Source organism: Sphingomonas sp. 3-13AW (assembly GCF_049311085.1).
In the GTDB taxonomy this organism is placed as follows: Bacteria; Pseudomonadota; Alphaproteobacteria; order Sphingomonadales; family Sphingomonadaceae; genus Sphingomonas.
On sequence record NZ_JASNVZ010000002.1, the window covers coordinates 371,311 to 397,058 of the forward strand.

19 protein-coding genes are annotated in these 25,748 nt (G+C 66.0%); 11 read left to right on the plus strand and 8 right to left on the minus strand.

Annotation, left to right across the window (positions count from 1 at the left end):
• Positions 1 to 246: 246 nt before the first annotated feature.
• Positions 247 to 1,227, plus strand: coding sequence for an aldo/keto reductase (locus QP045_RS04825; protein WP_422513823.1), 981 nt, complete (start codon positions 247 to 249; stop codon positions 1,225 to 1,227).
• 40 nt (positions 1,228 to 1,267) lie between these two features.
• Here QP045_RS04825 and QP045_RS04830 read toward each other — a convergent pair whose 3' ends face one another.
• Complete coding sequence (locus QP045_RS04830) at positions 1,268 to 2,110, minus strand: MBL fold metallo-hydrolase (protein WP_422513824.1); 843 nt, start codon at positions 2,108 to 2,110, stop codon at positions 1,268 to 1,270.
• Between the two features lie 3 nt (positions 2,111 to 2,113).
• Positions 2,114 to 2,311, minus strand: coding sequence for a hypothetical protein (locus QP045_RS04835; RefSeq protein ID WP_422513825.1), 198 nt, complete (start codon positions 2,309 to 2,311; stop codon positions 2,114 to 2,116).
• A 192-nt stretch (positions 2,312 to 2,503) separates the two neighbouring features.
• Here QP045_RS04835 and QP045_RS04840 point away from each other — a divergent pair, with 192 nt between their 5' ends.
• The 4 genes from QP045_RS04840 to QP045_RS04855 all read left to right on the plus strand — a co-directional run bounded on the left by QP045_RS04840 (position 2,504) and on the right by QP045_RS04855 (position 5,879).
• Positions 2,504 to 2,920 (plus strand): cupin domain-containing protein, encoded by a 417-nt coding sequence (locus QP045_RS04840; RefSeq protein ID WP_422513826.1) that lies wholly within the window; start codon positions 2,504 to 2,506, stop codon positions 2,918 to 2,920.
• Positions 2,917 to 3,894 (plus strand): SDR family oxidoreductase, encoded by a 978-nt coding sequence (locus QP045_RS04845; RefSeq protein ID WP_422513827.1) that lies wholly within the window; start codon positions 2,917 to 2,919, stop codon positions 3,892 to 3,894. The genes QP045_RS04840 and QP045_RS04845 overlap by 4 nt, the downstream gene beginning before the upstream one ends.
• A gap of 44 nt (positions 3,895 to 3,938) precedes the next feature.
• On the plus strand, positions 3,939 to 5,195 hold the full coding sequence (locus QP045_RS04850; RefSeq protein ID WP_422513828.1) for a M24 family metallopeptidase: 1,257 nt from the start codon (positions 3,939 to 3,941) through the stop codon (positions 5,193 to 5,195).
• A 75-nt stretch (positions 5,196 to 5,270) separates the two neighbouring features.
• Positions 5,271 to 5,879: a retropepsin-like aspartic protease family protein gene (locus QP045_RS04855; protein WP_422513829.1), complete on the plus strand. Its 609-nt coding sequence runs from the start codon at positions 5,271 to 5,273 to the stop codon at positions 5,877 to 5,879.
• A 92-nt stretch (positions 5,880 to 5,971) separates the two neighbouring features.
• Here the strand turns inward: QP045_RS04855 and QP045_RS04860 are convergent, their stop codons facing one another.
• The 3 genes from QP045_RS04860 to QP045_RS04870 all read right to left on the minus strand — a co-directional run bounded on the left by QP045_RS04860 (position 5,972) and on the right by QP045_RS04870 (position 9,339).
• Positions 5,972 to 7,438 carry an amidohydrolase gene (locus QP045_RS04860; RefSeq protein WP_422513830.1) on the minus strand — a complete coding sequence of 489 codons (1,467 nt, stop codon included), beginning with the start codon at positions 7,436 to 7,438 and terminating at the stop codon, positions 5,972 to 5,974.
• A gap of 219 nt (positions 7,439 to 7,657) precedes the next feature.
• Positions 7,658 to 8,656 (minus strand): cupin-like domain-containing protein, encoded by a 999-nt coding sequence (locus QP045_RS04865; RefSeq protein ID WP_422513831.1) that lies wholly within the window; start codon positions 8,654 to 8,656, stop codon positions 7,658 to 7,660.
• On the minus strand, positions 8,653 to 9,339 hold the full coding sequence (locus tag QP045_RS04870; RefSeq protein WP_422513832.1) for a SapC family protein: 687 nt from the start codon (positions 9,337 to 9,339) through the stop codon (positions 8,653 to 8,655). Before QP045_RS04870 ends, QP045_RS04865 begins: the two co-directional genes overlap by 4 nt.
• A gap of 239 nt (positions 9,340 to 9,578) precedes the next feature.
• Here QP045_RS04870 and QP045_RS04875 point away from each other — a divergent pair, with 239 nt between their 5' ends.
• From QP045_RS04875 to QP045_RS04890, 4 genes are all read left to right on the plus strand, one after another.
• Positions 9,579 to 12,614, plus strand: a complete 3,036-nt coding sequence (locus QP045_RS04875) for a TonB-dependent receptor (RefSeq protein WP_422513833.1) — start codon at positions 9,579 to 9,581, stop codon at positions 12,612 to 12,614.
• A gap of 65 nt (positions 12,615 to 12,679) precedes the next feature.
• Positions 12,680 to 14,221: a tryptophan halogenase family protein gene (locus QP045_RS04880; protein ID WP_422513834.1), complete on the plus strand. Its 1,542-nt coding sequence runs from the start codon at positions 12,680 to 12,682 to the stop codon at positions 14,219 to 14,221.
• 25 nt (positions 14,222 to 14,246) lie between these two features.
• Entirely contained in the window at positions 14,247 to 16,202 is a 1,956-nt protein-coding gene (locus tag QP045_RS04885) for a sialate O-acetylesterase (protein WP_422513835.1), read from the plus strand.
• Positions 16,203 to 16,240: 38 nt separating this feature from the next.
• Positions 16,241 to 17,062 (plus strand): FadR/GntR family transcriptional regulator, encoded by an 822-nt coding sequence (locus tag QP045_RS04890; protein WP_422513836.1) that lies wholly within the window; start codon positions 16,241 to 16,243, stop codon positions 17,060 to 17,062.
• Here QP045_RS04890 and QP045_RS04895 read toward each other — a convergent pair.
• Together QP045_RS04895 and QP045_RS04900 are read right to left on the minus strand one after the other, a co-directional pair.
• Entirely contained in the window at positions 17,059 to 18,633 is a 1,575-nt protein-coding gene (locus QP045_RS04895; RefSeq protein WP_422513837.1) for a glycoside hydrolase 43 family protein, read from the minus strand. The genes QP045_RS04890 and QP045_RS04895 overlap by 4 nt on opposite strands.
• Complete coding sequence (locus QP045_RS04900; protein WP_422513838.1) at positions 18,630 to 19,733, minus strand: alpha/beta hydrolase; 1,104 nt, start codon at positions 19,731 to 19,733, stop codon at positions 18,630 to 18,632. Before QP045_RS04900 ends, QP045_RS04895 begins: the two co-directional genes overlap by 4 nt.
• A 224-nt stretch (positions 19,734 to 19,957) precedes the next feature.
• On the opposite strand from QP045_RS04900, the gene QP045_RS04905 reads away from it, so the two are divergent.
• Both QP045_RS04905 and QP045_RS04910 read left to right on the plus strand, forming a co-directional pair.
• A complete protein-coding gene (locus QP045_RS04905) occupies positions 19,958 to 22,522 on the plus strand; it encodes a glycoside hydrolase family 9 protein (protein WP_422513839.1) in 2,565 nt (854 codons plus the stop codon).
• 38 nt (positions 22,523 to 22,560) lie between these two features.
• Positions 22,561 to 24,207, plus strand: a complete 1,647-nt coding sequence (locus QP045_RS04910; protein WP_422513840.1) for a glycoside hydrolase family 43 protein — start codon at positions 22,561 to 22,563, stop codon at positions 24,205 to 24,207.
• An 85-nt stretch (positions 24,208 to 24,292) separates the two neighbouring features.
• On the opposite strand, the gene QP045_RS04915 is transcribed toward QP045_RS04910, so the two are convergent.
• Complete coding sequence (locus tag QP045_RS04915) at positions 24,293 to 25,729, minus strand: sugar porter family MFS transporter (RefSeq protein WP_422513841.1); 1,437 nt, start codon at positions 25,727 to 25,729, stop codon at positions 24,293 to 24,295.
• Between the last annotated feature and the right edge of the window lie 19 nt (positions 25,730 to 25,748).

Here is a 25,748-nt window from a genome sequence, read left to right on the forward strand (position 1 = left end):
AGATGCACCAGCCGTCTATCGCAGAATATACTCGGTTCTATCAGTCAGCTTTTATTTTGCACTTGAGTAGATTGCCAAACTCAATCGCAGGACAACACCGCCAATCCACTTACCGGACGGCCGGCAAAACTTTTCCACTAGGCTCTGGCACCGTTCAACAAAATGGACGGCCTTCGACGGCCTTCGGAGTGGGAACGATGCGGCGGCGGTGGCGCTTTGTCAGCGACCCACTTCCAGGAGGATCTCATGGCCCATTTCGCTCCCCCCGGACCGCTCGGCTTCGGCGGTGCTCCGCTTGGCAACATGTTCGACGTCGTGGATGAGGCGACTGCGGAGGCGGCGCTGGTCGCTGCCTGGGACAGCGGCGTCCGCTATTTCGACACCGCACCCCATTACGGCAGCGGCCTGTCGGAGCATCGCTTCGGCACCGTCCTGCGGCACTATCCGCGCGCGGCATTCGTGCTCTCCACCAAGGTCGGCCGCCTGCTCCGTCCGGATGCCAGCCGGCCCGAGAACCCGCCGTTCAAGGAGGGACTGCCGTTCCGGGTGGAGGTCGATTACTCCTGTGACGCAACCGTCCGCTCGATCGAGGATAGCTGCCAGCGGCTCGGCCTCGCCCAGATCGACATCGCCTATGTCCACGATCTCGCACCCGACCATCTGGGCGACGCCTGGACCGAGCAGTTCGAGGTTGCCCGCAAAGGCGCGTTCCGTGCGCTCGACGACTTGCGCGCGCAGGGCGTGATCAAGGGCTGGGGTCTAGGCGTGAACCGCACGGAACCCTGTGTCCGTGCGCTCGAAGAAGCAGATCCGGACGTGTTCCTGCTCGCCGGCCGCTACAGCCTGCTCAACCAGCCGGCGCTCGAACGGCTGTTTCCGATGTGCGCCGAACGCGGCGTGCACGTCGTTGTGGGCGGCCCGTACAACAGCGGCTTGCTCGCGGGTGGCCGCAACTTCGAATATCAGGAAGCGCCGCCCGAGATGATCGAGAAGCGCGATCGGATCGCTGCCGTGTGCGAGCTGCACGGTGCCGACATCCGATCGGCCGCGCTGCAGTTCTGCGCTGCCCACCCCGTCGTTGCGGCGATCATCCCGGGTGCCAAGCGGCCCGAGAAGGTCGCTGAAAACGCGCGACTGATGGCAGCAACGGTTCCGGCGGCAGTTTGGGACGATCTGCGCCACGAAGGGCTGATCCCCGCCGACGCGCCGGTGCCATCCGAAGCGTAGCGAGGGGGCGGCGCCGCCGGCTTGCGGCGGCGCCGGCCGCTCAGGGACGTTCCGGCGCCAGCAGTTCGAACTCGACCGGGTCGTGTGCACAGAAGATGCGGACATCGTCGGCATGGTCGAGCGAGAGCCGGCGAAGCCGCGCCTGGTTCTGGAGGCGCGCTGCGCGGTCCACCTCCATCATCCGCTGATAGCCGCGCAGCGCCGGCGGGCAGGAGTATGTCTCCGACCCGATCTCGCCGCGATAGAAATAGGCGTCCGACGCATGGAGCAGCCAGCGGCCACTGTCTTCGCGTACCGCAACCCCGGCATGGCCCCAAGTGTGTCCCGCGAGCGGTACTAGCAGGATCTCGGGCGGCAGCCCGTCGAGGTCGCGAACGGCGTCGAACCCGAACCAGCGCTCACCCCCGCCCAGCGGATAGAGGCGCCAGTCCTGCATATCGTCCCACTGCTGCGGCCGGTAGCGGCGGGTCCCGACAAAAGCGCCGCCAGCGCGTTCATCCGCGACTTCCTTCTCGCGCGCGGTGACGTGCACGGCTGCGTTCGGGAAGTCTTCCAGCCCACCGGCGTGATCGAAATCGAGATGCGTGACGACGATATGCCGCACATCCGCCGGATCGAACCCGAGTGCCCGCACCTGCGCCACCGCGGTTTCCTCGCGACGCAACTGGATGTTGTTCAGCGTGAGGAAGAACGGCGACAACCGGCGCAGCGGGTGGGCAACGTCGCGAGTGCCGAAGCCGGTGTCGACCAGCACCAACCCGGCGTCGGTCTCGATCAGCAGGCAGTGGCAGACGAGGTGGCCGAGCGGGCCGTCGCTCTTGCCGTCGAACAGGCGACCGCCGACCGGGCAGCAGGTTCCGCAATTCAGGTGATGGATGCGCATGGATCAATCTGCCTTTGTTGAAGGGCGAAGACGCTTGGCGGTCCGCTCCCTAAGTGCGGCCTCGCCCTGGCGGTTCTGGAACCAGGCCACGCCGACCAGCGCGGCAAGGGCACCCGCCAGCACCAGGGCGGGGCTCAGGCGCCCCCTGGCGTCCTTGTTCGATCGGGTAAGCGCGCCCGCGCTCTGCACTTCCTGGGTCATGACGATCTGATCCTCTGGTTCGAGGTGCGGCCCGGCTTTGGGCAGAAGGTCCCCGAACAAGCGTCGAGGGCGCGCGCCTGTTCCAGAGGCTCTGGAATTTTTCGATCCCGGCACTCCCGCGTCCGCGGATCAAGGGGAACGCTATCGCCCCTCGTTCGTCCGTTCCCCGAACCGAACAACAGGAGCAAGCCGGTGGCGATCTTCAACAAGGACATGGTCGAACTCGCGAACAAGAACAGCTTCTGGCAGAAGGAAGTCTATCGCGACCGCAAGGTCCAGGTCGTGCTGATGAGCATTCCTGCGGGTGAAGAGATCGGCATGGAGACGCATCCGGCCGACCAGACGACCTTCATCGTCACCGGCGACGCACAGGTGACGGTCGACGGCCATTCCACCAAAGCCGGGAAGAACCACATGGTCGTCATCCCCAAAGGATCCGAGCACAACATCGTCAACAAGGGCACCGGCGATCTGAAGCTGTTCTCGGTCTATGCGCCGCCGGCCGAACCGGAAGGTGCTGCCTTCAAGACCAAGGAAGAGGCTGAGGAAGCCGAGAAGGGCATCCTCGCCAAGGCTGCGGAGAAGGTGAAGGAGGCGGTTGGACGATGAGCCAACGGCCGCTCCGCGTCGTCATCACCGGTGCCTCAAGCGGCATCGGTGCGGCAACCGCTCTGGCGTTCGCCAGGGAGGGCGCCCGGCTGGTGCTGGGCGCGCGCGGCGTGGCCGGCCTGGATGACATCGCACAGCGTTGCCGGGGCGCTGGCGGCACGGCCGAGTACCGCCAGATCGACGTGACCGACGCCGCCGCGGTTGCGGCCTTCGCGGCGGAGGCGAACACGCTTCTGGGCGGCATCGACCTCTGGTTCAGTTGCGTGGGCGTCGGCGTGGTCGGCAAATACGCAGACGTGCCGCTCGCCGATCACCGCCGCGTGATCGAGGCGAACCTGCTCAGCCACATGAACGAGGCGCATGCGGTTCTGCCCATCTTCCTCGCCCAAGACCACGGCACCTGGGTCAACATGATCTCGGTCGGCGGCTTCTTCGCGACGCCCTTTGGGGCGGCCTATTCGGCAAGCAAGTTCGGCCTCCGCGGCTTTAGTGAAGCCTTGCGGGGCGAGCTTTCGAAAAAGCCGCGCATCCATATCTGCGACGTCTATCCCACCTTCGTCGACACGCCGGGCATCGACCATGCGGGCAATTATACAGGCGCCCGCCTGTCGATTCCGCCGGGGTCGCTGGCGCCGGAGAGGGTCGCAAAGGCGGTGGTGCGGCTTGCCCGCAAGCCGCGCAATACGACGGTGCTGGGCGCGCCCGCGCTCGCCCTCAAGGCCGGCCAGTTCGCGGTGCCGAACCTCAGCGCAGCCATGATGAACGGCTTCATGGAATATTGGTCGCAGAATGCGGAGCCGGGCGAGAACGGCAGCGGCGCCCTTTATGACCCGCCCGCGACGCCAAGCGGCGTCGAGGGTGGCCGCCGCAATCCAGAACAACGCCAGGCTGCAGCCGTGGCCGGTGCCGCCGCCGCGCTCGGGCTGGCGGCAGTGGGCGTGTGGCTCTGGCGGCGGCGGGACAGCACCGACTGACGGAGTCGTTGCGGGACCGTGCCAAAGCGCCCTATCCACGGCGCATGCGATTCCCCCTCTCCCGCCGCGGCTTCGTCGGCGCCACCCTCACCCTTCCCATGCTTGGCTCCTCCGCAATCCTGCGGGCAGCCGAGCCGGACCTGTCCGATCTTCGCGACATTACAAAGGGTGCGAAGCCGATCGATGCTGCCGAACGTCTGGCGCGGATCGGGCGCGCGCAGGCGCTGATGCGCCGCCGCGATATCGCGGCGATCGTCGTCGAACCGGGAGCATCGCTGACCTACTTCACCGGCGTGCAATGGGGGCGCAGCGAGCGGGTCACTGCCGCAGTGATCCCTCGCGAGGGCGAGGCGCTCGTCGTCACGCCCTTCTTCGAGGAGCCCTCCATTCGCGAGACGCTCGACGTCGCCGCAGAAGTGCGCGTCTGGCAGGAGGATGAAAGTCCGCTCGCGCTGATCGCCGGATGGCTTAAGGAACGCGGCCTTGCCAAGGGGCGACTGGGGATCGAGGAGACCGCGCGCTTCTTGGTGGCCGACGGCCTGGGCGCGCGCTTGCCCGCTATGCGGCTGGTGTCCGCCGACCCGATCGTGCGCGGGCTGCGCATGATCAAGTCGCCCGCGGAGATCGCGCTGATGCAGACGGCGACGGACGTCACCCTCGCAGCCTATCGCTGGACCTGGCCGCGCGTCGAGGCCGGCATGGTCGGGCGCGATGTGTCCGCCCTGATGAGCGCCGCCACCCGCAAGCTCGGCGGCGACCCGCAATTCTCGATGGCGCTGGTCGGCGAGGCATCCGCCTATCCGCACGGCAGCCGCAAGGTGCACCAGGTCGCCCCGGGCGAGGTGGTGCTGATGGATTGCGGCTGCTCGGTGCACGGCTATGAATCCGACGTATCCCGCACCTTCTCTTACCGCGCCGTCAGGCCCGAGGTTCGCCGCGTATGGGAAACCGTTGCAAAGGGGCAGCAGATCGCACTGGACGCCGCCCGCATCGGCGCACCTGCCGGCACCATCGATGATGCGGTGCGGGTCTATTACGAGGCGCAGGGCTATGGGCCGCGCTATCGGCTTCCGGGGCTCTCCCACCGGACCGGCCACGGCATCGGTATGGACGGCCATGAGCCGGTCAACCTCGTCCATGGTGAGACCACGCCACTCGCTGCGGGCATGTGCTTTTCCAACGAGCCGGGCCTCTACCTTCCGGGCAAGTTCGGCGTCCGGCTGGAGGATTGCTTCCACATGACCGCGAGCGGGCCCAAGTGGTTCAGCAAGCCGCCTGCCTCGATCGACGCGCCGCTCTGATCCGGACGGCTGGATGCCGCTGCGGATCGAAACCGGCGGCTTTGCATTCGTACGAGGGAGAAAGGGCGGCGCGGCATGACCATCAGTACCGAGTGGCAGCAGATCGCGATCTATGCGGTGATCGCGGCGCTTGCGCTCACCCTGATCCAGCGCATCCCCTTCATCGGGCGCGTCGTTCGCTTTACCTTCTCGGTAGGACTGCTGGCATTCTGTCTGTTCCTCCTTTTCCAGCACGCGCCGTTTGAGCCGTCGCTTGCGCGGATCGCCAGCCGACTGGGCGTCAACAGCCAGGAAGTCTCAGGGGGTGAAGTGCGCATCCGCATGTCGCCCGACGGACATTTCTGGGCGCGAGCCAAGATCAACGGCGTCGAGCGGCGGATGCTGGTCGACAGCGGCGCGACCATTACCGCGATCTCTGAGCAGACCGCGGAGGCGGCGTCCGTGGGATCGGGCGGGACGCTGATGCCGGTGGTTCTCCAGACCGCAAACGGGCTTGCGCAGGCCCGGACCGGCTCCGTGAAGCGGCTTGAACTGGGTTCGATTACCGCACGAGACCTGAAGGTCGCGATCTCACCCGCCCTCGGTGACATGGACGTCCTGGGCATGAACTTCCTGTCCGCCCTCGCCTCCTGGCGGGTGGAGGGCCGCACCCTCATCCTGGTTCCCCACGCGACGAAGGATTAGCAGTCCTGAGCCGCCGGACGCCTTGCCCCGGCGGCGGCGGCGAGATCCGGTAGCACCGCCGCCTCCCCATAACGGGAGGCGGCGGCAACCTGTCATTCCGCGCCGGGGTTCTTGCGGTAATCGAGCGGCGGTTTCCGATCCCCGATCATCGCCTTGTAGGCGAAGTTGGGTCCCTGTCGCTGCGTGAGCTCCTGCTTGGCAGCCGCGATGACGTCGGGGCTCCGGAACAGTTCGGCCGTCGTCAGCGCCAGCGCCTTGGTGGCGACCATCGCGCCTTTCACGCCGATCGTCGTTCCGGCGGCAGCGGCATTCTGCCAGCTATGACCTGCCGAGCCAGGGACAAAGGTCGCCGTGGTGAGCCCGACGGTGGGCGTCACCCAGCTCACGTCCGACACGTCGGTCGAGCCGCCCAGCGCATCCGCGCCGATCTTCGCCGGCTCGATCTCGCCGACCGAGCTAAGCGGCGGCCCACCTGCGGGCAACGTCTGCCGGATCTTCTCCGCGAAGGCCAGTTCTTCGGAATTCCACTGGATGCCGCCGACGGTCTGGAGGTTGCGGTCCATCACCTTCATCAACGCTTCGTTGGGCAGCATGCTGTAGACGCCGCCGGTCTGCTCAAAGTCGACGGTCGTTTCCGTGCCCATCGCCGCACCGTTGGCCGCCTTCTTGACCCGCTCCATGACCGAGCGGACGACCTCCGGATCCTGGTGGCGGACGTAGTAATAGACCTCCGCCTCGGCCGGCACGACGTTCGGCGCCTTGCCGCCGTTCGTGATGGCATAATGGATGCGCGTGCGGTCCGGGATATGCTCGCGCATCAGGTTGACCATCGCGTTCATCGCCTCGACCGCGTCGAGCGCGGACCGGCCCTTGTCGGGCGCGCCAGAGGCGTGGGACGAGATGCCGTGGAAACGGAACTTGCCCGAGATGTTGGCCATCGACGGTGACTGTGCTGCGGAGTTGGCGTTGCCTGGATGCCAATGCACGGCGGTGTCGACGTCCCGGAACAGGCCGTCGCGAACCATATAGGCCTTGCCCGACCCGCCTTCCTCGGCCGGCGTGCCGTAGACGCGCAGCTCGCCCTGGATCTTGTGCTTGACCATCCACTCCTTCACCGCGATCGCGGCATAGGTGGAGGCAGTGCCGAACAGGTTATGCCCGCAGCCATGCCCGCCGGCCGCACCCAGCGACTGCTTCACCGGAACTGCCGCCTGCGAGAGCCCGGGCAAGGCGTCATACTCGGCCAGCAAAGCGATTACCGGCCCGCTGCCGTTCTTGAAGCTCGCGACAAAGGCGGTCGGCTGACCGGCAATGCCGGGAGTGATGGCGAACCCGGCCCCCTTCAACCGCTGCTGGAGCAGCGCGGAACTCTGCGTCTCAAGATAGCCCAGCTCAGCGAACTTCCAGATCTGGAGCGCCGTGTCGGAAATCGGCTTTGCATCGCCCTCAACCGTGGCAAGGATTTCGGAAGTTTCTGGCTGAGCGAGCGGCCCCGCATGTGCGGGAGCCGCCACCACTGCGGCAGCGGCAAGGGCAATCAGGCTGGTCTTGTTGAGCATCGAGCTTCCTTGGAGAAGCGCGGGGGCAATCCCGCGCCGTTGGTCACGAGAAGGCGGTCAGAACCTCTTGCCGGGTCGATCAAGGCGTGCGGCCGGTCACCAAGCGCTCTGCGGGTCATATTGCCTTCGTCGTCGCCGACCTGTGGCGGCACGTGATGGGACAGGTGGTCGCATCCAAGCGGAAGTCTGGCTTCTCGTCCACCGTGATCGTTACGCGCTTCAGCCGCCGCGAAGCAGCCGCATGACCATCGCGCGGATACGTCCTTGATTTTCCTTGGGAGAGCCAAGCACGCCATGATGCTCAGGCGGAAGAAAACCGAGCGGGTGGCCGTCGGGGCGGAACACATAATGGTCGAACCAGGCACGCCACGCCGCGCGTTCGGCGGGCGGGCGCTCCGCGATGGCGACCAGCGCCAGCATCATGGCGGTGTAGGGCTGGTCCGGGCCGGTGGGGAATCCATCCCACCAGAAGTTGACGAGGACATTCACCTCGCCGGTCGCCTCGACCTGGTGCCACCAGAGCTTTGGCAGATAAAGCGCGTCGCCGGGTTCCAGTTCCACCACCAGCGCACGCTCACGCGCCCGTTCGAAGCGGGGGAACCGCGGATCGCCGGCTTCGCTGCCGACCGCCAGACTGATCGGCTGGCCGGCCAGTGTGTGGTCGATCGGCCCGACATACAGATCGGAGATCGCGTCGGGCGGGAACAGGGTGAAGCGGCGTCGCCCGGCCGCGACGCAGGCGACATTGTCCATCGTGTCGTAATGACAGGCGACGGTCGAGGGATGGCCGATCCAGAAGCGGGGCCGCACTGCCGCCGGTACGAACGGCAGGCGTGTGGTTTCTTCGATGCCGGGAAAGCAGGTCTCGGCCGTCAGCGATCCCATGTACATGCTGGGCCGGCCCGGCTCTCGCGCGGTCGCGAGGATCTGCGCCAGCGCCTGTGTAAAAGGCATCGTGCTCCGGGTGAAGTTAAACCCCGCGAGCGTCTCGTCATAATGGTACCGGGCCTGGATCGCCGGTTCGCCCACGAAGACTTCGGCCGCGCGGCCCGCGTCGAAGCGGCGAAGATGGTCGGCCACCCCACCCACGTCCCCACCCGCCAGCATCGGCCATTGCTTCGCTGCCCCGCGCAGGACGGCGGGCTCGCACCGCTCCGTCACCAGCGCACGAAAGCTCTCAGGATCCTTCAGTGCCTCGGCAGGCGGGGTGTGGATCATAGGGCAGCTTCCAGCAGGCGACGGTTGCGGATCCGTCCGAGCGTCCGCAGGTGGCGGATCGACCCCGCCTGCGCGTAGGCGAGTTGCAGATCGCCGTGCCGGAACAGTTCCAGCACCGCCGCATCGGGCAGCGCGTGCAATGCGTCCAGGCTGACCGTGTAGAGCCCTTCAAGCCGCACGTTCTTACCGTCGTCGAAGTTCAGCGTGACGTCGATCGGCTCCAGCAAGCGGTGCGCCAGGAACCGCTGGATCACGGCATCCGTCGCAGGGATGCCCTTTTCCAGCGTGTACAGCGCCTGCTGCACCCGCTTCAACGCCGGGGCAGCGGATCCGTCCATTTCGAACAGGGCTTGCCCTGCCGGAGCATCGAAGGCGGGATGCTCACGGTCGATGATAACCACGCCATCCGTGATGAAAAAGCCCTGGCGTTCGAGATCGGCCGGCCGATAGTCCGGCAGCGCCCCATCGACGGTGAGCAGGTTCTCGCCCGGTTCCACCCCCATCACGACTCCGGCGTAGAACGCGCCCGTTTCCGGATGCTTCGTGAACAGGATCGGGAAATGGGGCGTCGCACTAAGGAACTCGTCAGCGACGATCTGCGCAAAGTGACGCTGCGAGTCGCAGGCGCGTGACACCCGTAATCCCGCATGATGCTCCTGGTTCAGCATCTCCCAAGCAGGCATCGTGCCCTCTCCTTCCTCTCTCTTACTGTTAGCGCTGGGATCGCACAGGTAGCGGTCGCTGCAAAGCGGAAGACGAGCGGCCAACAGCCCTCTTGCAAACCAAGTTAAGTCGCGTATTGTGAGCGCTAACTTTCGTGGCAGCGGTGTCGACTATTTGTCTGGCAAATCGCGGCGGAATGTTCTGGTCGCGCACACCCCGCGGATAAGGGGCGACGCGATTTCTTTAGAGGGGATGTTGAATGGGCACGAAATCTCGTCCTGTTGGAAGTGAACGCTCGCGTCGCGTGTATGCGCTCGCCTGCGCTACCAGCGTTGCCGCGCTAAGCTGGGCATTGCCCGCCGTCGCGCAAGAGCAGGGGAACCTGCAAAACAGCACCACCGGCGCACCGGCCGCGGCGCAGCCCGCCACGCCGTCGCGCGCGAACGCAACATCCGCTCAGGAGGCTGGCCAGCCGCAGGACGTCTCTGCAGATCCGGTGGCGGCGCAGGGCAACGAAGTCGAGGGCGCTGAAGTCATCGTGACCGGCCTGCGCGGCTCGCTCCAGCGCAACCTGGACATCAAGCGGACCTCGTCCGGCGTAGTCGACGTGATCTCGGCCGAAGACATCGGCAAGTTCCCCGACTCGAACGTTGCGGCATCGCTGCAGCGCCTTCCCGGCGTCACGATCGTGCGCTCGGGCTCGCGCGGTGAGCCGACCGGCATCGCCGTCCGCGGTTTTGGCGGTGACTTCAACACGACGCTGTATGACGGCCGCCGCATCTCCACCGCTTCGGGCGGTCGCCAGATCGACTTCAGCACCGTCGGCGTCGACTTCATCGGCCAGCTTGCCGTCATGAAGACCCCGGACGTGTCGCTCGCGTCGAGTTCGATCGGCGCCACGGTGGACATCCAGTTTCCGAACCCGTTCGATCGGCCGGGCTTCCGTCTCGCTGCAACCGCTTCCGGGTCGATCCAGGATCGCGCTGACAAGGTCGTTCCCACGGCCGGCTTGCTCGTCAGCAACACGTTCGCCGACGACACTTTCGGCGTGTTGGCGGACGTGATCTACACGCGCCGTGATACCGATACCAACCGTGTCTTCGTGTCGGGTTGGCCGGGCGGCCGCTATGCACCGTGCCAGCTCACTGGCGGTGCGGTGCCCTGTTCGCCGACCAGCAATCCTGACTCGCCGGCGTATGCCACTCCGTCCAATCGCCAGACGATAGCGGGTTGGTTCCCGCAGCAATACGGCGCCGAGCAGCAGCGCGTCGAAGACGAGCGCGTCGATGCACGCATCTCGCTGCAGTATCACCCGACCGACGACCTGATGGTGACCCTGGACAACAACTACTCGCGCCAGGAAGTGACCCAGAACAATTATGCGTTCGGCGTCTGGTTCAACCAGGGCGACCTGCGCAACGTCACGTTGGACGAGAACGGCACTGCCGTCGACTTCACCCAGGCGGGTACGCCGACGGACTTCACGGCGGCGCTCAACAAGCAGATCCTGCGTACCAACCAGACCGGCCTCAACGTCAAGTATGACGCGACCGAGAACCTGACGCTGGAAGGTGACGTCGCCTATGCCAAGAGCTGGCTGAACCCGGGCAACGTGATCGGCAGCAAGAACGGTGACATCGGTTATGGTGGCACCCTGTCCAACAACCTGCGGTTCACGATCGACGGCGACAGCAAGGACGCGTTCCCGTCGATCAGCAACTTCGGTCCGGCGGGTAATGCCGCGGGCTGGGCTGACCAGGCGCTGATCGGTTCGCACGTCACCGTTAATCAGACGCAGAAGAACAAGGATGAACTGCTGCAGTTCCGCGGAAACGCGATCTGGAAGCAGGAGAACCTGACGCTGAAGGCGGGCGGTCAATATTACGAAGACACGTTCAACTTCCGCAACCAGAGCACCTTCACGAACAACTTCTGGCAGGCCTATGCCGGCTATGGCGCACCTTCGGGCCGTACGACCGGCATCGCGCCACTTCCGGCCAGCCTGTACCAGGGCCAGATCAGCCTCAACAAGTTCATCCCGGGCTTCAACGGCAGCTTGCCGCCTTCGGTCTATATCTTCAGCCCGACCGCTTATCAGAATTTCCTGACCGGTTTGGGCAATCCGCAGACGCAGAACATCCCTGGGTTCAACTATGAAGGCGTGAGCGGCTTCACCGGGACGTTCGACGAAGCGGTCGACCCGGGCAGCGTGCTGCGGGTGAAGGAAAAGACCTGGTCTCTGTACCTGAGCGCAAGCTTCCAGACCGAGCTGGGCAGCCTGCCCTTCTCGTTCACGGCCGGCGTGCGCAACGAGACGACAAACCTCAGTGCGACCGGCCAGGGACGCCTGCCCACGTCAATTGTCACCAGCGATGCCGATCCGACGCTGCTGAGCATCCCGACCTATACGGACATCCAGCCGACCACCAGCAAGAGCTCCTATTCGTACCTGCTCCCCAGCATCGACGCGAAGCTGGAGCTTACGGATAACCTGATCCTGCGCTTCGATGCGTCGCGGACATTGACCCGTCCGACGCTGAGCCTGCTGAACCCGGTGCTGAACGTCGGCAACGGCCAGCGTGTCGGCGCACTGACGGCGAGCGGCGGCAACCCGAACCTGAAGCCGTATCTCGCCGACAACTTCGATTTCGCGGCTGAATGGTATTACCGCCGGAACTCGTATCTGTCGGTCGACTTCTTCATCAAGAACGTCAGCAACTTCATCGTGGGCGGCGTGACCCGCCAGCCGATCAATGGCCTGATCGATCCAACCACCGGTTCGCTCGCCAGCTTCGCGGTGACGCAGCAGGTCAATGGACCGGACGCGACGGTTCGCGGTGTCGAACTCGCCTGGCAGCAGGTGTTCGGCGACACCGGCTTCGGCTTCCAGGCGAACGCCACCTTCGTCGACACGAACCGGCCGTACGACAAGACCGACATCTCGCAGACGGGCTTCGCCGTTACCGGCCTCGCCAATTCCGCGAACTTCGTCGGCTTCTATGACAAGAACGGTCTGCAGTTCCGTGCCGCAGTCAACTGGCGCGACAAGTACCTGCTGCAGTTCGGCCAGAACCAGAATACTGGTTCGTTCGGTGCCGAGCCGACCTTCGTCAATGAAAGTCTGCAGGTCGATCTGACGGCGAGCTACGACTTCAACCGTCACTTCAGCGTCTTCGGCGAAGCACTGAACGTCAACAACAACCAGCAGAGCACGCATGGTCGCTTCAGCAACCAGCTGCTCGACGTGTTCGATTACGGGCGGCGCTACACCTTGGGTGCTCGCTACCGCTTCTGATTTCTCCCCACTCGGCGGAGCACGACATGGTTGTGCTCCGCCGGTTTTTCGAACACGCTTCTTTTATGCAGCAGATCAAGAACATTGTCGTGGTCGGCGGGGGCACCGCGGGGTGGCTGACTGCGGGAGTGATTGCGGCTAAACACCAGGGACAGCGGCCCTACGGCTTCACCGTCACGCTGGTGGAATCGCCCAACGTTCCGACGATCGGCGTCGGGGAAGGCACCTGGCCCACGCTTCGCACCACGCTGCGGCGCATGGGCGTCTCCGAAACCGAGTTCTTCCGGCAATGCGATGCCGCCTTCAAACAAGGCGCGCGCTTCAATCGCTGGACCACGGGCGCCGTCGACGACGGCTATTATCATCCGCTGATGCTGCCGCAGCAATTCGGGAAGGTGAACCTCGCCCCCCATTGGCTTGCCGAAGATAGCAGCGAAAGCTTCTGTGACACCGTTACGCCGCAGGGCAGGCTCTGCGACGAAGGTCTGGCGCCGAAAACCATCGGCACGCCAGAGTACGAGGCGGTGGCGAACTATGCCTATCACCTCGATGCGGGGAAGTTCTCGCACTTCCTCCAGCGCCATTGCTGCGACACGCTCGGCGTGCGCCACGTCCTGGCAGACGTCACCGAGGTCCGCCTCGCGGAGAACGGCGACATCCAGTCGCTCGACACCGCCCAGGGAGAGACGATCTCCGGCGACCTATTTATCGACTGCACCGGCTTTTCGGCGCTGCTGATCGGGAAGGCGCTTGGCGTCCCCTTCCGCAGTTGCAGCGACACCTTGTTCTGCGACACCGCGCTCGCGATCCAGGTCCCCTATGCGCAGCCGGACGATCCGGTTGCCACGCACACGATTTCCACGGCGCAATCCGCAGGCTGGATCTGGGACATCGGGCTTCCGACCCGGCGGGGCGTCGGCCATGTCTTCTCCAGCAGCCACATCAGCGCCGACGCCGCAGAGCAGGAACTGCGCGCCTATCTGGGGCCGGCAGGACGCGACCTTCCGGTGCGGAAGATCTCCATTCGCTCCGGCCATCGCGAGCAGTTCTGGGTACGCAACTGCGTCGCCGTCGGCCTGGCGGCCGGTTTCCTGGAGCCGCTGGAGGCGTCCGCGATCGTACTGATCGAGCTGTCGGCCAAGATGATCGCGGAGCAACTGCCGCCCTGCCGGGAGGTGATGGACGTCGTCGCCCGCCGCTTCAACGAGACCACCAGCTACCGCTGGGGCCGTATCATCGACTTCCTGAAGCTCCACTATTCACTGACCAAGCGCACCGACACTGAGTTCTGGCGGGACAATCTGCGCGCCGAAACCATTCCGGACAGGCTGCTTGGACTGATGGAGTTGTGGCGGCACCAGTCACCCTGGCTGCATGATGAGTTCGATCGCGCGGAAGAAGTCTTCCCGTCGGCCAGCTATCAATATGTCCTGTACGGAATGGGCGCGCGCACGACGGTGCTGCCGGGGACAATCGAGGAAGACGCCGAACTCGCGCGGCGTGCGCGTCGCGAGAACCAGCTCCTGACGCAGCGCATGACAGCCAGCCTGCCCGCGCACCGTGACCTTATCGAGCGCATCGTGCGGCACGGCCTCCAGCCGATCTGAGATATTTTTTGGGAGCAGCCTACACATGCGGACCGTTACAGCGCGCCTGATCCTGGCCGCCCTCCTGGCCACGAGCGCGGCGGCGCCGGCTTTTGCCGCGCCCCGGCTCGACGGAGTTCTCGGCGATCACGCGGTCATCCAGCGCGGCCAGCCCATCGTGCTGGCCGGAGATGCCGCACCGGGCGAAACGGTGATGATCACGCTTGCCGGACAGAGCGTCACGGCGAAGGCCGGTCGTGATGGCCGCTTTGAAGCAAGGCTTCCCGCCCTGCCCGCCGGCGGTCCGTACGACCTGACGGTCGCTGCCGCGAGCGGCGCTGCGGTGTTGCGGGACATCCTGGTCGGCGATGTTTTTCTCTGCTCCGGCCAGAGCAACATGGAACTGGCGGTTCGCGACGCGCAGGACCTGTTCCCCGACGCCCACGCCCCGGCTGACGAGCAGCTTCGCCTGCTGACCGTCCCGAAGGCTTCGGCAGCCGCGCCGCAGGCTCGCTTCGCGCAGCAGCCCAACTGGGTGATCGCCGGGCCGGACACCGCGCCGTCCTTTTCAGCCGCCTGCTTCTACATGGTGCAGGCACTGCGCCGCACCGCCGGGGTTCCGATCGGCGCCATCCACTCCAGCTGGGGTGGTTCGCGGATCAGCGCCTGGATGAGCGACCCGGCGTTGCGAAAGGCCGGCTTCGGCGATCAGGCCGACCTCCTCGCGCTCTACGCGCGTGATCCGGCAGCAGCGAACCGTCGCGCGTCCACGATCTGGGAGGGCTGGTGGCGGTCCGGCTCCGGCGACGCCGTCGGCGCGGAGCCCTGGCAGCCCGGCGCGACGCTCGACTGGCGCCCGGTGCCGGCGATGACCAACTTCGAGACCTGGGGCGTGCCGGAGCTCGCCAACTACAACGGCATGCTGTGGTACCAGCGCGAGGTGGGGGTGACGCCTGAACAGGCGCGCGGACCGGCGACGCTGGCGCTGGGTGCCATCGACGATGCCGACCGGACCTGGGTCAACGGCCAGGGCGTCGGCGGCAGCAGCCTCGCCGGGCAGCCGCGCGTCTATGCCCTGCCCGCCGGCACGCTGAAGCCGGGGCACAATGTCATCACCGTCAACGACGACGACGTCTATGCCTATGGCGGCATGACGGGCCCGGCAGAGTCGATGCGGCTGAGCTTCGCCGACGGCAGCAGCATCCCGCTGGGCACCGGGTGGCAGTACGCCGTGGCCAAGCGTCTGGCGGGGGCCGCGCCGCGCGTGCCCTGGGACGACATCAACGGCGCGGGCACGCTGTTCAACGCGATGATCGCGCCGCTCGGGACCACGCGTCTGGCGGGCATTGCCTGGTACCAGGGCGAGTCCGACACCGGCATTCCCGGCTATGCCGATCGCCTAAGCGCGATGATCGCGGACTGGCGCCAGCGCTTCGGCACGCCCCAGACCGCGTTCGGCGTCGTCCAGCTCTCCTCTTATGGCGCGCCAGCCAGTGCGCCCTCCGACAGTGGCTGGGGCTATCTGCGCGATGCACAGCGTCAGGTCGCGGCCGCCGACCCCTATGCCGGGCTTGCCGTCACCCTCGACATCGGCGACGCACTCGACATCCATCCCGGCGAGAAGCGCGAGGTCGGGCAGCGACTGGCGCAGGCGATGCGTGCGGCCTTGTATCGGGAGCCCGTCGCGCCCGCCGGCCCGGCGATCGCCGGTGCCCGCCGCGCGGCGGATGGCAGCATCGTGCTCCAGTTCCAGGGTGTGAGCGGCGCGCTCCACGCCCGTGGGTCCAGCCAAGTGATCGGCTTTGAGCTTTGCGACGCCGCGCCGGGCACTTGCCGCTATGCCTCCGGCCAGGTCGCCGGAACGCAAGTGACGCTGCCGGGCGACGGACGCCCGGTCACGCGCGTGCGCTATGCCTGGGCGGATGCGCCACAAATCAACCTTACCGACGACGCGCGCCTGCCGGTCGGCACATTCGAGGTGCCGGTATCGGCTGCACAATGATATCAGATGCGGATCTCGAGAGGGGCAGCGGGGACAGCATGGACGACGCGACGGTTCTTCCAGCGATGTGGAGCTTGCGCTCCGAGGGCGTGGTGGACGAGAAGTCTGAGGGTCAGCCGGAGCAGCGTGCACGCCGGCCCGGGCGGCGCCTGCGGGGCGCTGTCGCCCACAAGCTGGGGGTCGCGATCCTGTCCGGCGAGTACAAGCCGGGCGACATCCTGACAGGCGAGATCGCTGCGGCAGAGGCGCTCGACGTCTCGCGCGGCGCCTATCGCGAAGCGGTACAGGTCCTGACCGCCAAGGGCCTCGTCGAAAGCCGCGCCAAGACCGGCACCCAGGTGCTTCCGCGCGAGCGCTGGAACCTGCTCGATCCGGACGTGCTTGCATGGGCCTTCACCGGCGAACCGGACGAGCGGCTGGTCCGCAGCCTGTTCGAGCTCCGCCTGGTGATCGAGCCTGCGGCGGCGGGCTTTGCGGCCGAGCGGCGAACGCGCGAGGATGTGAAGCGGATGGGAGACGCGCTCAAGGGCATGCGCCGGCACTCGCTGGCGACGCCAACCGGGGTCGCCGCCGATCGCGACTTCCACAGCGCGCTGCTGCGCGCCACCGGGAATGACGCGATGGTGGTGCTGGGCTCCTCGATCGGGGCTGCCGTCGCCTGGACCACGCAGTTCAAGCAGCGCACCCACGCCCTGCTGCGCGACCCGATCCCCGACCATGCCCGCGTGTACGACGCCATCGTCGCGCGCGACGTCGCCGGTGCGACGGCGGCGATGCGGCTGCTGGTCGAGCTCGCGCTGACCGACACCCGCATCGCGATGCCGCCGCGTGAAGGCGACGGCCGCGTCGATCTCGCCTAGGGCCGGGGCACCGCCTTCGCGGGCGTGAGCCCCGATAGCGTGAACCGGTCCACGTCGATGCCGCCATTGCTTGCGGTCGGCGCATAGCAGAAGATCGCGAACTGCGGGCCCTGGAAGGTGCCGGTCCGCCAGGCGAAGGCGAGCGGGAAATCCTCGCCCAGCCCAGACCAGCGCTGCCCGTCAACGCTGTAGGATAGCCGCCCGCGGTCGGTCGAGAAATCCACGTCCGTGCGCAGCCACAGCGTCTTTGCCCGGCCGAGGCTGGCGGTGCCACCGCTGCGCGTCCGGGCGCCGTTCACGGTGTCTTCCGTGACTTCCATCTCTAGAGCGGCGGTGCCATCGGTCTGGCGGAGTGCCGTCAGGTTAGCGCTGAACTGCCCGAGCGTACCGAAGCCGCAGCGTTCACCCGCGGCCAGGCGGCGTATGTCGAGCTTTACCTCGGCACGGCTTGCGGGGCCCTGCGTCTTTTGGGTCAGGGTATTGCGGGCCGACCAGAAACGATCGGCGACCGTCGGCCGCAGCCGCAGCCAGCCCGGCCGCTCGGTGAGCGACCAGCGCGCGGGATCGGGATTGTGGTTCCACTGCCACTGCAGCCCCAGCCGCTTGCCAGAAAAGTCGTCAGAGGTCGCCGGCTCCGCGAACGGGAAGCCCTTGATCGGCTTTTCCGCGCGGCGCGGCACCCGGCCCGGTGCCTCGGGCGTGCCCCAGACGGGCCAGTCGTCCTTCCAGAACACCGGGCTGAAGTTTGTCATCCGGCCGACGGCACCACTGTCTTCCATCACGAAGCCGAACCAGCGGCCGTCGGGCAGATCGACCAGCGCGCCCTGGTGGCCGCCGGTCTTGTCGTCGATCTGGTCGCGCGTCTCCCACGGACCGAACAGGCTGCGCGAGCGCGAGACCGTCAGCGCCAGCCGCGGCGGCAACGCGTTGAAGAGGTAGTAATACTCCCCCTTCCGCAGGATCTTCGATCCTTCGGCACCCTTGATATAGTGGATCTTGCGCGCGTCGGTGACGCGGGCAAGGTCGCGGTCGAGCGTCAGCAGGGTGATCGTGCCGTCGGCGGTCGACGCGGTCGCAAGATAGGCGCGCCCGTCCGGCTCGATGAACAGGCCCGGGTCGAACGCTTCGCGATCCAGTTCATGGTGACGCCACGGTCCCCGCACATCCTTTGCATAATAGATGCGCGTATTCTGCCCGACCGGCGTGGTGGCGAGGTAATAGGTGCCGTTGTGGTAGCGCAGGCTCGATGCGTAGAGGCCCTTGCGATAGGCGTTGCCGCCCTGAAGATCATATTGCAGCCGACCCTCCAGCCGCTCCGCCAGGTGCGACGCAAGCGTCCAGTTGATCAGATCCTTGCTCTCAAGGATCGTGATCCCAGGCACATTGGCGAAGGTGGTGGTCACGAAATAATAGGTGTCGCCGACCCGGATCACGTCAGGATCGGGATAGTCCGCGAACAGCACCGGGTTGCGGAACGTGCCGTCCCCCTGGTCCGACCGCCACACCTGGGCCGAGGCAACGCCGGCGGTCGCCAGCAATGCAGCGGACGCGATAGCAAACACCGCTCTCATCGTGCGAACACCAGGTTCTGGGAGAAGAACGGCATCATCTTGTCCTGAATACGGGTGGCGACACCACTGGTGTGGTCTCCGGGATAGACTTCGAAGCTGTTGGCGATCCCATAGCGGTCCAGCCCCTCATGCAGCTTGGCGGCATCGTCCTTCAGCCCGTCGCGGTCGCCCACGTCGATGCCGATGGCGGCATAGCGGCGCAGATTGCCGACATATTGGTCCAGCATCGCCAGTGGCGCGTTGGCGGACCAGCGCGCCATGACGTCCGGCTGCGGCTGACCGTCCTTCACCGGCAGGTCCATGAACAATGGCGGGGCCTTTGGATTGGGAGACCATGCGGCCCCGGTCGCAAGCTGCGCGCGCAGGCCCCAAGGCAGGCTGGCACTGTCGGCAGGGGAGCGAAGGGCGCGCAACTTCTTTTCGGCTTCCGCATCGGGAGTACCCAGGGCGCGCGTGGACAGGCAGCACGGGCTCATCATGTACAGCGCCCCGAACACGTCCGGGTGCTTCATGCCGATGCGGGTGGTGCCATAGCCGCCCATCGAATGCCCCCCGAGCCCACGGCTGCGGCGATCCGGAAGGGTGCGGTAGTGGCCGTCGATATAGTCGACGAGGTCGCGCGCGATGAAATTCTCGAAATCGCCGACGGTTACGGAGCTGGAGTAGAAAGAGCCGTTATGCGCAGTCTTGCTGTCCGGCAACACGACGATCATCTCGCGCGCGCCTTTTGCAAAGGCGCCCTCGATGGTCTGCGGAACATGGATTTCCCCCACCCACTGCTCCGCGCCGATCGAATAGCCGTGCAGTGCATAGACCACCGGGTAACGGCGCTTCGTATCTGCGCGATAGCTCGGCGGCAGGACGACCAGCACCGCGCGGTCGGCGCTATTGCCTTCCAGATTGCCCTCGACCGCCTTCGAATGGACGGTGATCCGCTCGATCGTCACCGGCTTCGCGCCCGGGACGACGGCCGGAGCCGGTGTCGTGACCTGTGCCTGGGCCGTGCCGATGCTGGCCGTGACAGCGCCGAGCGCAAGCGCCGTTGCGAAAAGCATGCGCCCGCGAGCGCGTCGGCGGCGGCCGGTGGATGAAATGATCATGCCCTCTCCTCTTCCATGGTCGGCGCCGTGTTCCGCAGCGCCCGGCCGGCGATGTCCCGACTCTCTCAGATCAGTGCATAGCGTTCGTGGCGACAGTTGTTAACGCTATCCGCCCAGAGCGCGCGAAAACCGCAACACTTGTCTGGTGCATGCCAATGTTAGCGCTATAGTCGCTTGAGCATGCAGGCGCGCAAAGCGTCGCACGGCCCACAGGGAGAGGTTTCATGGCGGGAAAACCCGTATTCTGTTTCGTCGCGGCACTGCTTGCGAGCACCGCCCCCGTATCCGCACAGACGGCGAAGCCTTCGACTGCACCAGAGTTCAAGCTGAGCGACGCCGGATATTATGAAGCACCTGGCGCCAATGTGCTGGTCTTCTCGAACTGGTACGACGGGCTATTCGCCGACGCCAAGATCAGCGGCGTCGAGATCATCCAGCAGGGCAAGCGCATCGCGACCAACGGCGACGTGCGCCTTTCCTCCACGCCGGGCCAATGGGACCCGACCGGGCGCCTGGTCGACCGCAAGGTCGATGCTGCCACAGGGGCAATCACCGTCACGCTCGAATATCCCGAGCATCAATGGCGCTATCAGATCCGCTCGGAGCAGAAGCGCGGCGCCGTCGCGGTGTCGGTGATCCTCGACCAGCCGGTGCCCGCCGCCCTCGCGGGCAAGGCCGGGTTCAACCTGGAATTCCTGCCCTCCGCCTATTTCCGCCACAGCTACATGGTCGACGGCCAGACCGGTGGCTTCCCGCTCTACCCCGCCGACGCCATGACGCTCACGCCGGAGCGCAACGCTGCCAGCGGCCGGAACGAAGGCCCGGGTGCCGAGCCGATTGCGATGGCGCGCGGCAACCGCTTCGTGCTCGCGCCGGAGGATCCCGCGCGGCGCGTCACCATCCAGTCGAATGTCGAAGTGCAGATGTTCGACGGGCGCAATCAGGCGCAAAATGGCTGGTTCGTGTTCCGCTCGCTCCTTCCGACCGGCCGTACCGGCACGGTGCTGGAGTGGACGATCCAGCCGAACAGTGTTCCGGGCTGGCTGCGCAAGCCGGTGATCGCGCACTCGCAGCTCGGCTACGCGCCGGGCGGCCGCAAGGTCGCGACGATCGAGCTCGACCGCAACGACCGCCGCCAGGTGCAGGCAAAGCTTTTGCGCGTCGGCGAGGACGGCAGCATGACGCCGGTCCCGATCACGCCGGCCAAGCGCTGGGGCGATTATCTGCGCTACAGCTATCTCCAGCTCGACTTCAGCAACGTCCGCCAGCCGGGCCTCTATGTGCTGGAATATGGGGACACCCGGACCGCACCGTTCCGCATCGCCGCCGACGCCTATGCCGGTGCGTGGCACCCGACGATGGACGTCTATTTCCCCGTCCAGATGGACCATATGTTCGTCAACGAGGGCTATCGCGTGTGGCATGGCGACGCGCACCGCGACGATGCGCGGCAGGCGCCGGTGAACCACGAGCACATCGATCTCTACGCACAGGGGCCGACCACCGACACCCGCTTCAAGCCCGGCGAGCATATCCCGGGCCTGGCAGTCGGCGGCTGGTTCGATGCGGGCGACTTCGACATCCGCACCCAGTCACAATATCAGGTGATCCGCTCGCTGGTGGATAGCTGGGAACGGTGGCGGCCGGACCGCGACACGACGGCCGTCGACTGGAACCGCCGCCGGACCGAGATGCATGTGCCCGACGGCACCCCCGACCTTCTCCAGCAGATCCGCCACGGTACGCTGCAACTGGTCGCGCAGTTCGACGCGGTGGGCCACGCCATCCACGGCATCGTCGAGCCCGATGTCGCGCAATATACCCACCTGGGCGATGCTTCGACCAAAACGGACGGGCTGATCTACGACCCGAAACTAAAGATCGGTGAGGAACGCAACGGACGCAGCGGGACGCCGGACGATCGCTGGGCGTTCACGACCAAGGCCTCTGCGCTGAACTATGGGTCGATCGCCGGGCTTGCCGCGGCAGCGCGCGCGCTCGCCGAGGTCGATCCGGAGCTTTCCAGGAAGGCGCTGGCGATCGCGACCCGCACCTGGGCCGAGGAACAGTCGCATGCGCCCAATCTCTACAAGTTCGGCAACACCACGGGCGGCCCGCTTGAGGCCGAGCAATTCTCCGCCGCGGTAGAGCTTCTGCGGGCGACCAGGGATCCGCGCTATGTCGCCGCCGTGCAGGCGGCGTGGCCGGCGGTCGAGAAGAAGTTCATGTTCAACCTGCGGGACGCGGTCGCCGCAATCCCCTTCATGCCCGCAAGCTACCGCGAAGCCATGGTCCCGGCCGTCCGGTCCTATGCGGACATGGCGGCCAAGATGGCGACGGCCAATCCGTTCGGCGTGCCGATCACGACCGGCGGCTGGGCCGGCAGCGGAACCGTCCTCGGCACCGCGCTCAACGCCTATGTCCTGCACAAGGCATTCCCCGAGATCATGCCGGCCGATGGCGTGTTCCGCGGCATCGAGTTCCTGCTCGGCCATCATCCCGGGTCGGACATCTCGTTCGTGTCCGGGGTCGGCACCGTCTCCAAGGAAGTGGCGTACGGCAACAACCGCGCCGACTTCTCCTTCATCGCGGGCGGGGTCGTACCGGGCGTCCTGGTCATAAAGCCTGACTTCCCCGAAAATCTTGAGGACTGGCCCTTCTTCTGGGGACAGAACGAATATGTCATTCCGGAAGGCGCAATGTGGATCGAGCTCGCCCATGCGGCACATGAGCTTGCAAGCGGAGCGAATCCGGCAAAGCCCGCAACGGCGGGCACTACCGGTCAATAGGCCGGTATTCAGCTTCCCTAATCATCGAGAGGATCGAGATGCATCTCCGTACCCTTGCCCTGGCGCTGGCCGGCATCGCCGCCGGGTCCGCCGCCTTCGCAACAGAACCTGCGCGGTTCAGCCGCTTTACCTATGAGGGCCGCAGCCAGGAGCGCGTGACCGTCGGCCCCAACCAGCACAGGAACCCGATCCTTTCGGGCTATTACCCCGATCCCTCGATCACCCGCGTCGGGGACGATTATTATCTCGTCCTCTCCTCTTTCGCGCATTTCCCGGGGCTCCCGATCTTCCGGTCGAAGGACCTGGTGAACTGGACCCAGATCGGCAACGCGATCGACCGGCCGGAGCAGCTCGACTTCACCGGCATGCGGACGTCACAGGCGGTGTTCGCACCGGACATCTCCTACCACAATGGCACCTTCTACATCGTCAACACCTGCGTGGAGTGCGGCGGCAACTTCGTCATCACGGCAAAGGACCCGGCAGGCCCCTGGTCGAAGCCGATCTGGCTGCCGTTCGAGGGCATCGATCCCTCGATCTATTGGGAGGGTGATCGCGCCTACATCGTCAACAACCGCGCCCCGAACGAAGAGCCGCGCTACAACGGCCATCGTGCGATCTGGATTCAGGAGTACGACTGGCGCAACGGCAAGATGGTGGGCGAGAGCACGCAGCTGGTGAACGGCGGCGTCGACATCTCGAAGAAGCCCGTGTGGATCGAAGGTCCGCACATCTTCCGCAAGGACGGCTGGTACTACATGACCGCTGCCGAGGGCGGCACCAGCGTCAACCACTCGCAGGTCGTGCTGCGATCGAAGAACCTGCGTGGCCCCTTCGTTCCCTATGCCGGTAATCCGATCCTGACCCAGCGCGACCTGGATCCGGCGCGTCCCAACCCGATCACCTCGGCGGGTCACGCCAAGCTGGTGCAGACCCAGAACGGCGAATGGTTCGCCACCTTCCTCGCGGTACGTCCGTACGAGGGCGACTTTTACAACATCGGTCGCGAAACCTTCCTTCTGCCGGTCACCTGGAAGGACGGCTGGCCGATCATCCTGCCCAAGGGCCAGACGATCCCATTTGCCAGCACGAAGCCGAAGCTGCCGGCCCAGGCCCCCGGCCCCGTGCCGACGAGCGGTGACTTCGGCTATGTCGACGAGTTCGACGGCAACAAGCTCGCGATGCAGTGGGTCGGCGTGCGCACGCCCAAGCAGCCCTTCTACCGCGTTGAGGGAGGTGAGCTGGTGCTCGAGCGTGGCACCCCGATGGGTGACCTGTCCGGCGTCCCGGCATTCGTCGGCCGTCGCCAGCAGCATCATGTCGCCACGGCTTCCACGACCATGCGCTTCACGCCGGGCGCCGATGGCGAGCGCGCCGGGCTGGCAGCGATGCAGAGCGACGAGAATTATCTGTTCTTCGGCCTGACCCAGCTGCAGGGAAAGCCCGTGGTGGCGCTCTACACCTCGGACAAGGGCCAGGAGCGGCTGGTCGCCTCGGCACCGGTTTCCGCCAAGGATCCCCTGACGCTCACGATCCGCGCCGACGGCGGCAAGATGGCGTTCGACTATGAAGCCGCGGGCGGAAAGAAGACGCTGGCGAGCGACCTCGACGCCCGCTTCCTCAGCACCAAGGTCGCGACCGGCTTCGTCGGCACGCTGATCGGTCCGTACGCCTGGACGAAATAGCTCCGGCGGTCTCCGGATAAAGAAAGGGCGGGAGTACCGGTTGGTACTCCCGCCCTTTTTGCGTCTGGTGGTGCGAAGGGCTTGATTAGCCCTTCATGTCCTCCAGCTCACGACCGCGGGTCTCGTTGACCATCGCCCTCACGAAGAAGAACGACACGGCCGCGAAGAACGCATAGCCGAAATAGGTCACCGCCAGGCCAGGCGACACGGCGAGCGCCGGGAAGCTGACCGAGATCGCGGCGTTCGCAATCCACTGCGCGAAGCCCGCAACCGCGAGGCCGGAGCCGCGGATCTGGTTCGGGAACATCTCGCCCAGCATCACCCACATGACCGGGCCCCAGCTGGCGTTGAAGAAGATCACATAGAGGTTGGCCGCGACCAGCGCGATCATGCCGTTGTGACCCGGCAGCGACACGGCGCCGGAAGCGTCGGTAACCGCAGTCGAGAATGCATAGGCGACCACCGCGAGCGTGACAGCCATGCCGGCCGAGCCGACGAGGAGCAGCGGCTTGCGGCCGATGCGATCGACGGTTGCGATCGTGAACAGGCAGGCCGCGATCGAGAGCACGCCAGACAGGATGTTGATCTGGAGCGCGTTGTCCTCGGTAAAGCCGACCGCTTCCCACAGCACTGCGCCATAGTAGAAGACGACGTTGATGCCGACGAGCTGCTGGAAGATCGCAAGGCCGATGCCCGCCCACAGGATCGGGCGGATCTTGCCCGTGGTCTTGTCGCGAAGATCCGAAAGCTTGGGCTTGTGATGATCGGCGGCAAGCGAGTTGCGGATCTCGACGACCTTGCGGTCCGCCTCGGCCGAACCGAACAGCCGCGTCAGCACGGTATGCGCCTCTGCGTCACGACCCTTCGCAACCAGGAAGCGCGGGCTCTCCGGGATGATGAGGAGCGCGAAAAGGTAGATCGCTGCCGGAATGGCCTGTAGCCAGAACATCCAGCGCCAGGCCGGGAAGCCGAGCCAGAATTCCGACGTCGAACTGCCAGCGTAGCGCGCCAGTGCGAAGTTCGCGACGAACGCACCGGTGAGGCCGGTGATGATCATCACCTGCTGCACGCTGGAAAGGCGTCCGCGGATCGAGGCAGGCGTAACTTCCGAGATATAGACCGGGGAGATCACGCTCGCCGCGCCGACACCCAGACCGCCGATGATGCGCGCGATGATGAAGATCACCGAGCCGTTGGCTGCACCTGCAAGCACCGCGCTGAACAGGAACAACAGGGCCGAGATCATCATGACGTTGCGACGCCCGATCGCGTCCGCCAGACGGCCCGCCCCGAAGGCGCCAATCGCGGAGCCGACCAGGATCGCGCCGACGTTCACGCCGATGCCGAGCTTGCCGAGGTCGAATGCGGACTCCAGGCCCTTTTGCGTGCCGTTGATCACGCCCGAATCATAGCCGAACATGAAACCGCCGATCGTCGCCACTGCAACGATCGCGGTGATGAAGCCGTGGTTGGTCGCGATGCCCGCACCCCCCTGGCCCGTACCCCTTGTGCTGTCGGTCATCGTCTCTCCTCGCCCGGTC

What these genes read in the sequence shown, in the direction of transcription:
- QP045_RS04875 (WP_422513833.1), top strand. Translation starts at nt 9,579, where the DNA reads ATGGGCACGAAATCTCGTCCTGTTGGAAGTGAACGCTCGCGTCGCGTG.
- QP045_RS04885 (WP_422513835.1), top strand. Translation starts at nt 14,247, where the DNA reads ATGCGGACCGTTACAGCGCGCCTGATCCTGGCCGCCCTCCTGGCCACG.
- QP045_RS04830 (WP_422513824.1), bottom strand. Translation starts at nt 2,110, where the DNA reads ATGCGCATCCATCACCTGAATTGCGGAACCTGCTGCCCGGTCGGCGGT.
- QP045_RS04910 (WP_422513840.1), top strand. Translation starts at nt 22,561, where the DNA reads ATGCATCTCCGTACCCTTGCCCTGGCGCTGGCCGGCATCGCCGCCGGG.
- QP045_RS04825 (WP_422513823.1), top strand. Translation starts at nt 247, where the DNA reads ATGGCCCATTTCGCTCCCCCCGGACCGCTCGGCTTCGGCGGTGCTCCG.
- QP045_RS04865 (WP_422513831.1), bottom strand. Translation starts at nt 8,656, where the DNA reads ATGATCCACACCCCGCCTGCCGAGGCACTGAAGGATCCTGAGAGCTTT.
- QP045_RS04835 (WP_422513825.1), bottom strand. Translation starts at nt 2,311, where the DNA reads ATGACCCAGGAAGTGCAGAGCGCGGGCGCGCTTACCCGATCGAACAAG.
- QP045_RS04890 (WP_422513836.1), top strand. Translation starts at nt 16,241, where the DNA reads ATGGACGACGCGACGGTTCTTCCAGCGATGTGGAGCTTGCGCTCCGAG.
- QP045_RS04845 (WP_422513827.1), top strand. Translation starts at nt 2,917, where the DNA reads ATGAGCCAACGGCCGCTCCGCGTCGTCATCACCGGTGCCTCAAGCGGC.
- QP045_RS04915 (WP_422513841.1), bottom strand. Translation starts at nt 25,729, where the DNA reads ATGACCGACAGCACAAGGGGTACGGGCCAGGGGGGTGCGGGCATCGCG.
- QP045_RS04895 (WP_422513837.1), bottom strand. Translation starts at nt 18,633, where the DNA reads ATGAGAGCGGTGTTTGCTATCGCGTCCGCTGCATTGCTGGCGACCGCC.
- QP045_RS04900 (WP_422513838.1), bottom strand. Translation starts at nt 19,733, where the DNA reads ATGATCATTTCATCCACCGGCCGCCGCCGACGCGCTCGCGGGCGCATG.
- QP045_RS04855 (WP_422513829.1), top strand. Translation starts at nt 5,271, where the DNA reads ATGACCATCAGTACCGAGTGGCAGCAGATCGCGATCTATGCGGTGATC.
- QP045_RS04860 (WP_422513830.1), bottom strand. Translation starts at nt 7,438, where the DNA reads ATGCTCAACAAGACCAGCCTGATTGCCCTTGCCGCTGCCGCAGTGGTG.
- QP045_RS04880 (WP_422513834.1), top strand. Translation starts at nt 12,680, where the DNA reads ATGCAGCAGATCAAGAACATTGTCGTGGTCGGCGGGGGCACCGCGGGG.
- QP045_RS04870 (WP_422513832.1), bottom strand. Translation starts at nt 9,339, where the DNA reads ATGCCTGCTTGGGAGATGCTGAACCAGGAGCATCATGCGGGATTACGG.
- QP045_RS04850 (WP_422513828.1), top strand. Translation starts at nt 3,939, where the DNA reads ATGCGATTCCCCCTCTCCCGCCGCGGCTTCGTCGGCGCCACCCTCACC.
- QP045_RS04905 (WP_422513839.1), top strand. Translation starts at nt 19,958, where the DNA reads ATGGCGGGAAAACCCGTATTCTGTTTCGTCGCGGCACTGCTTGCGAGC.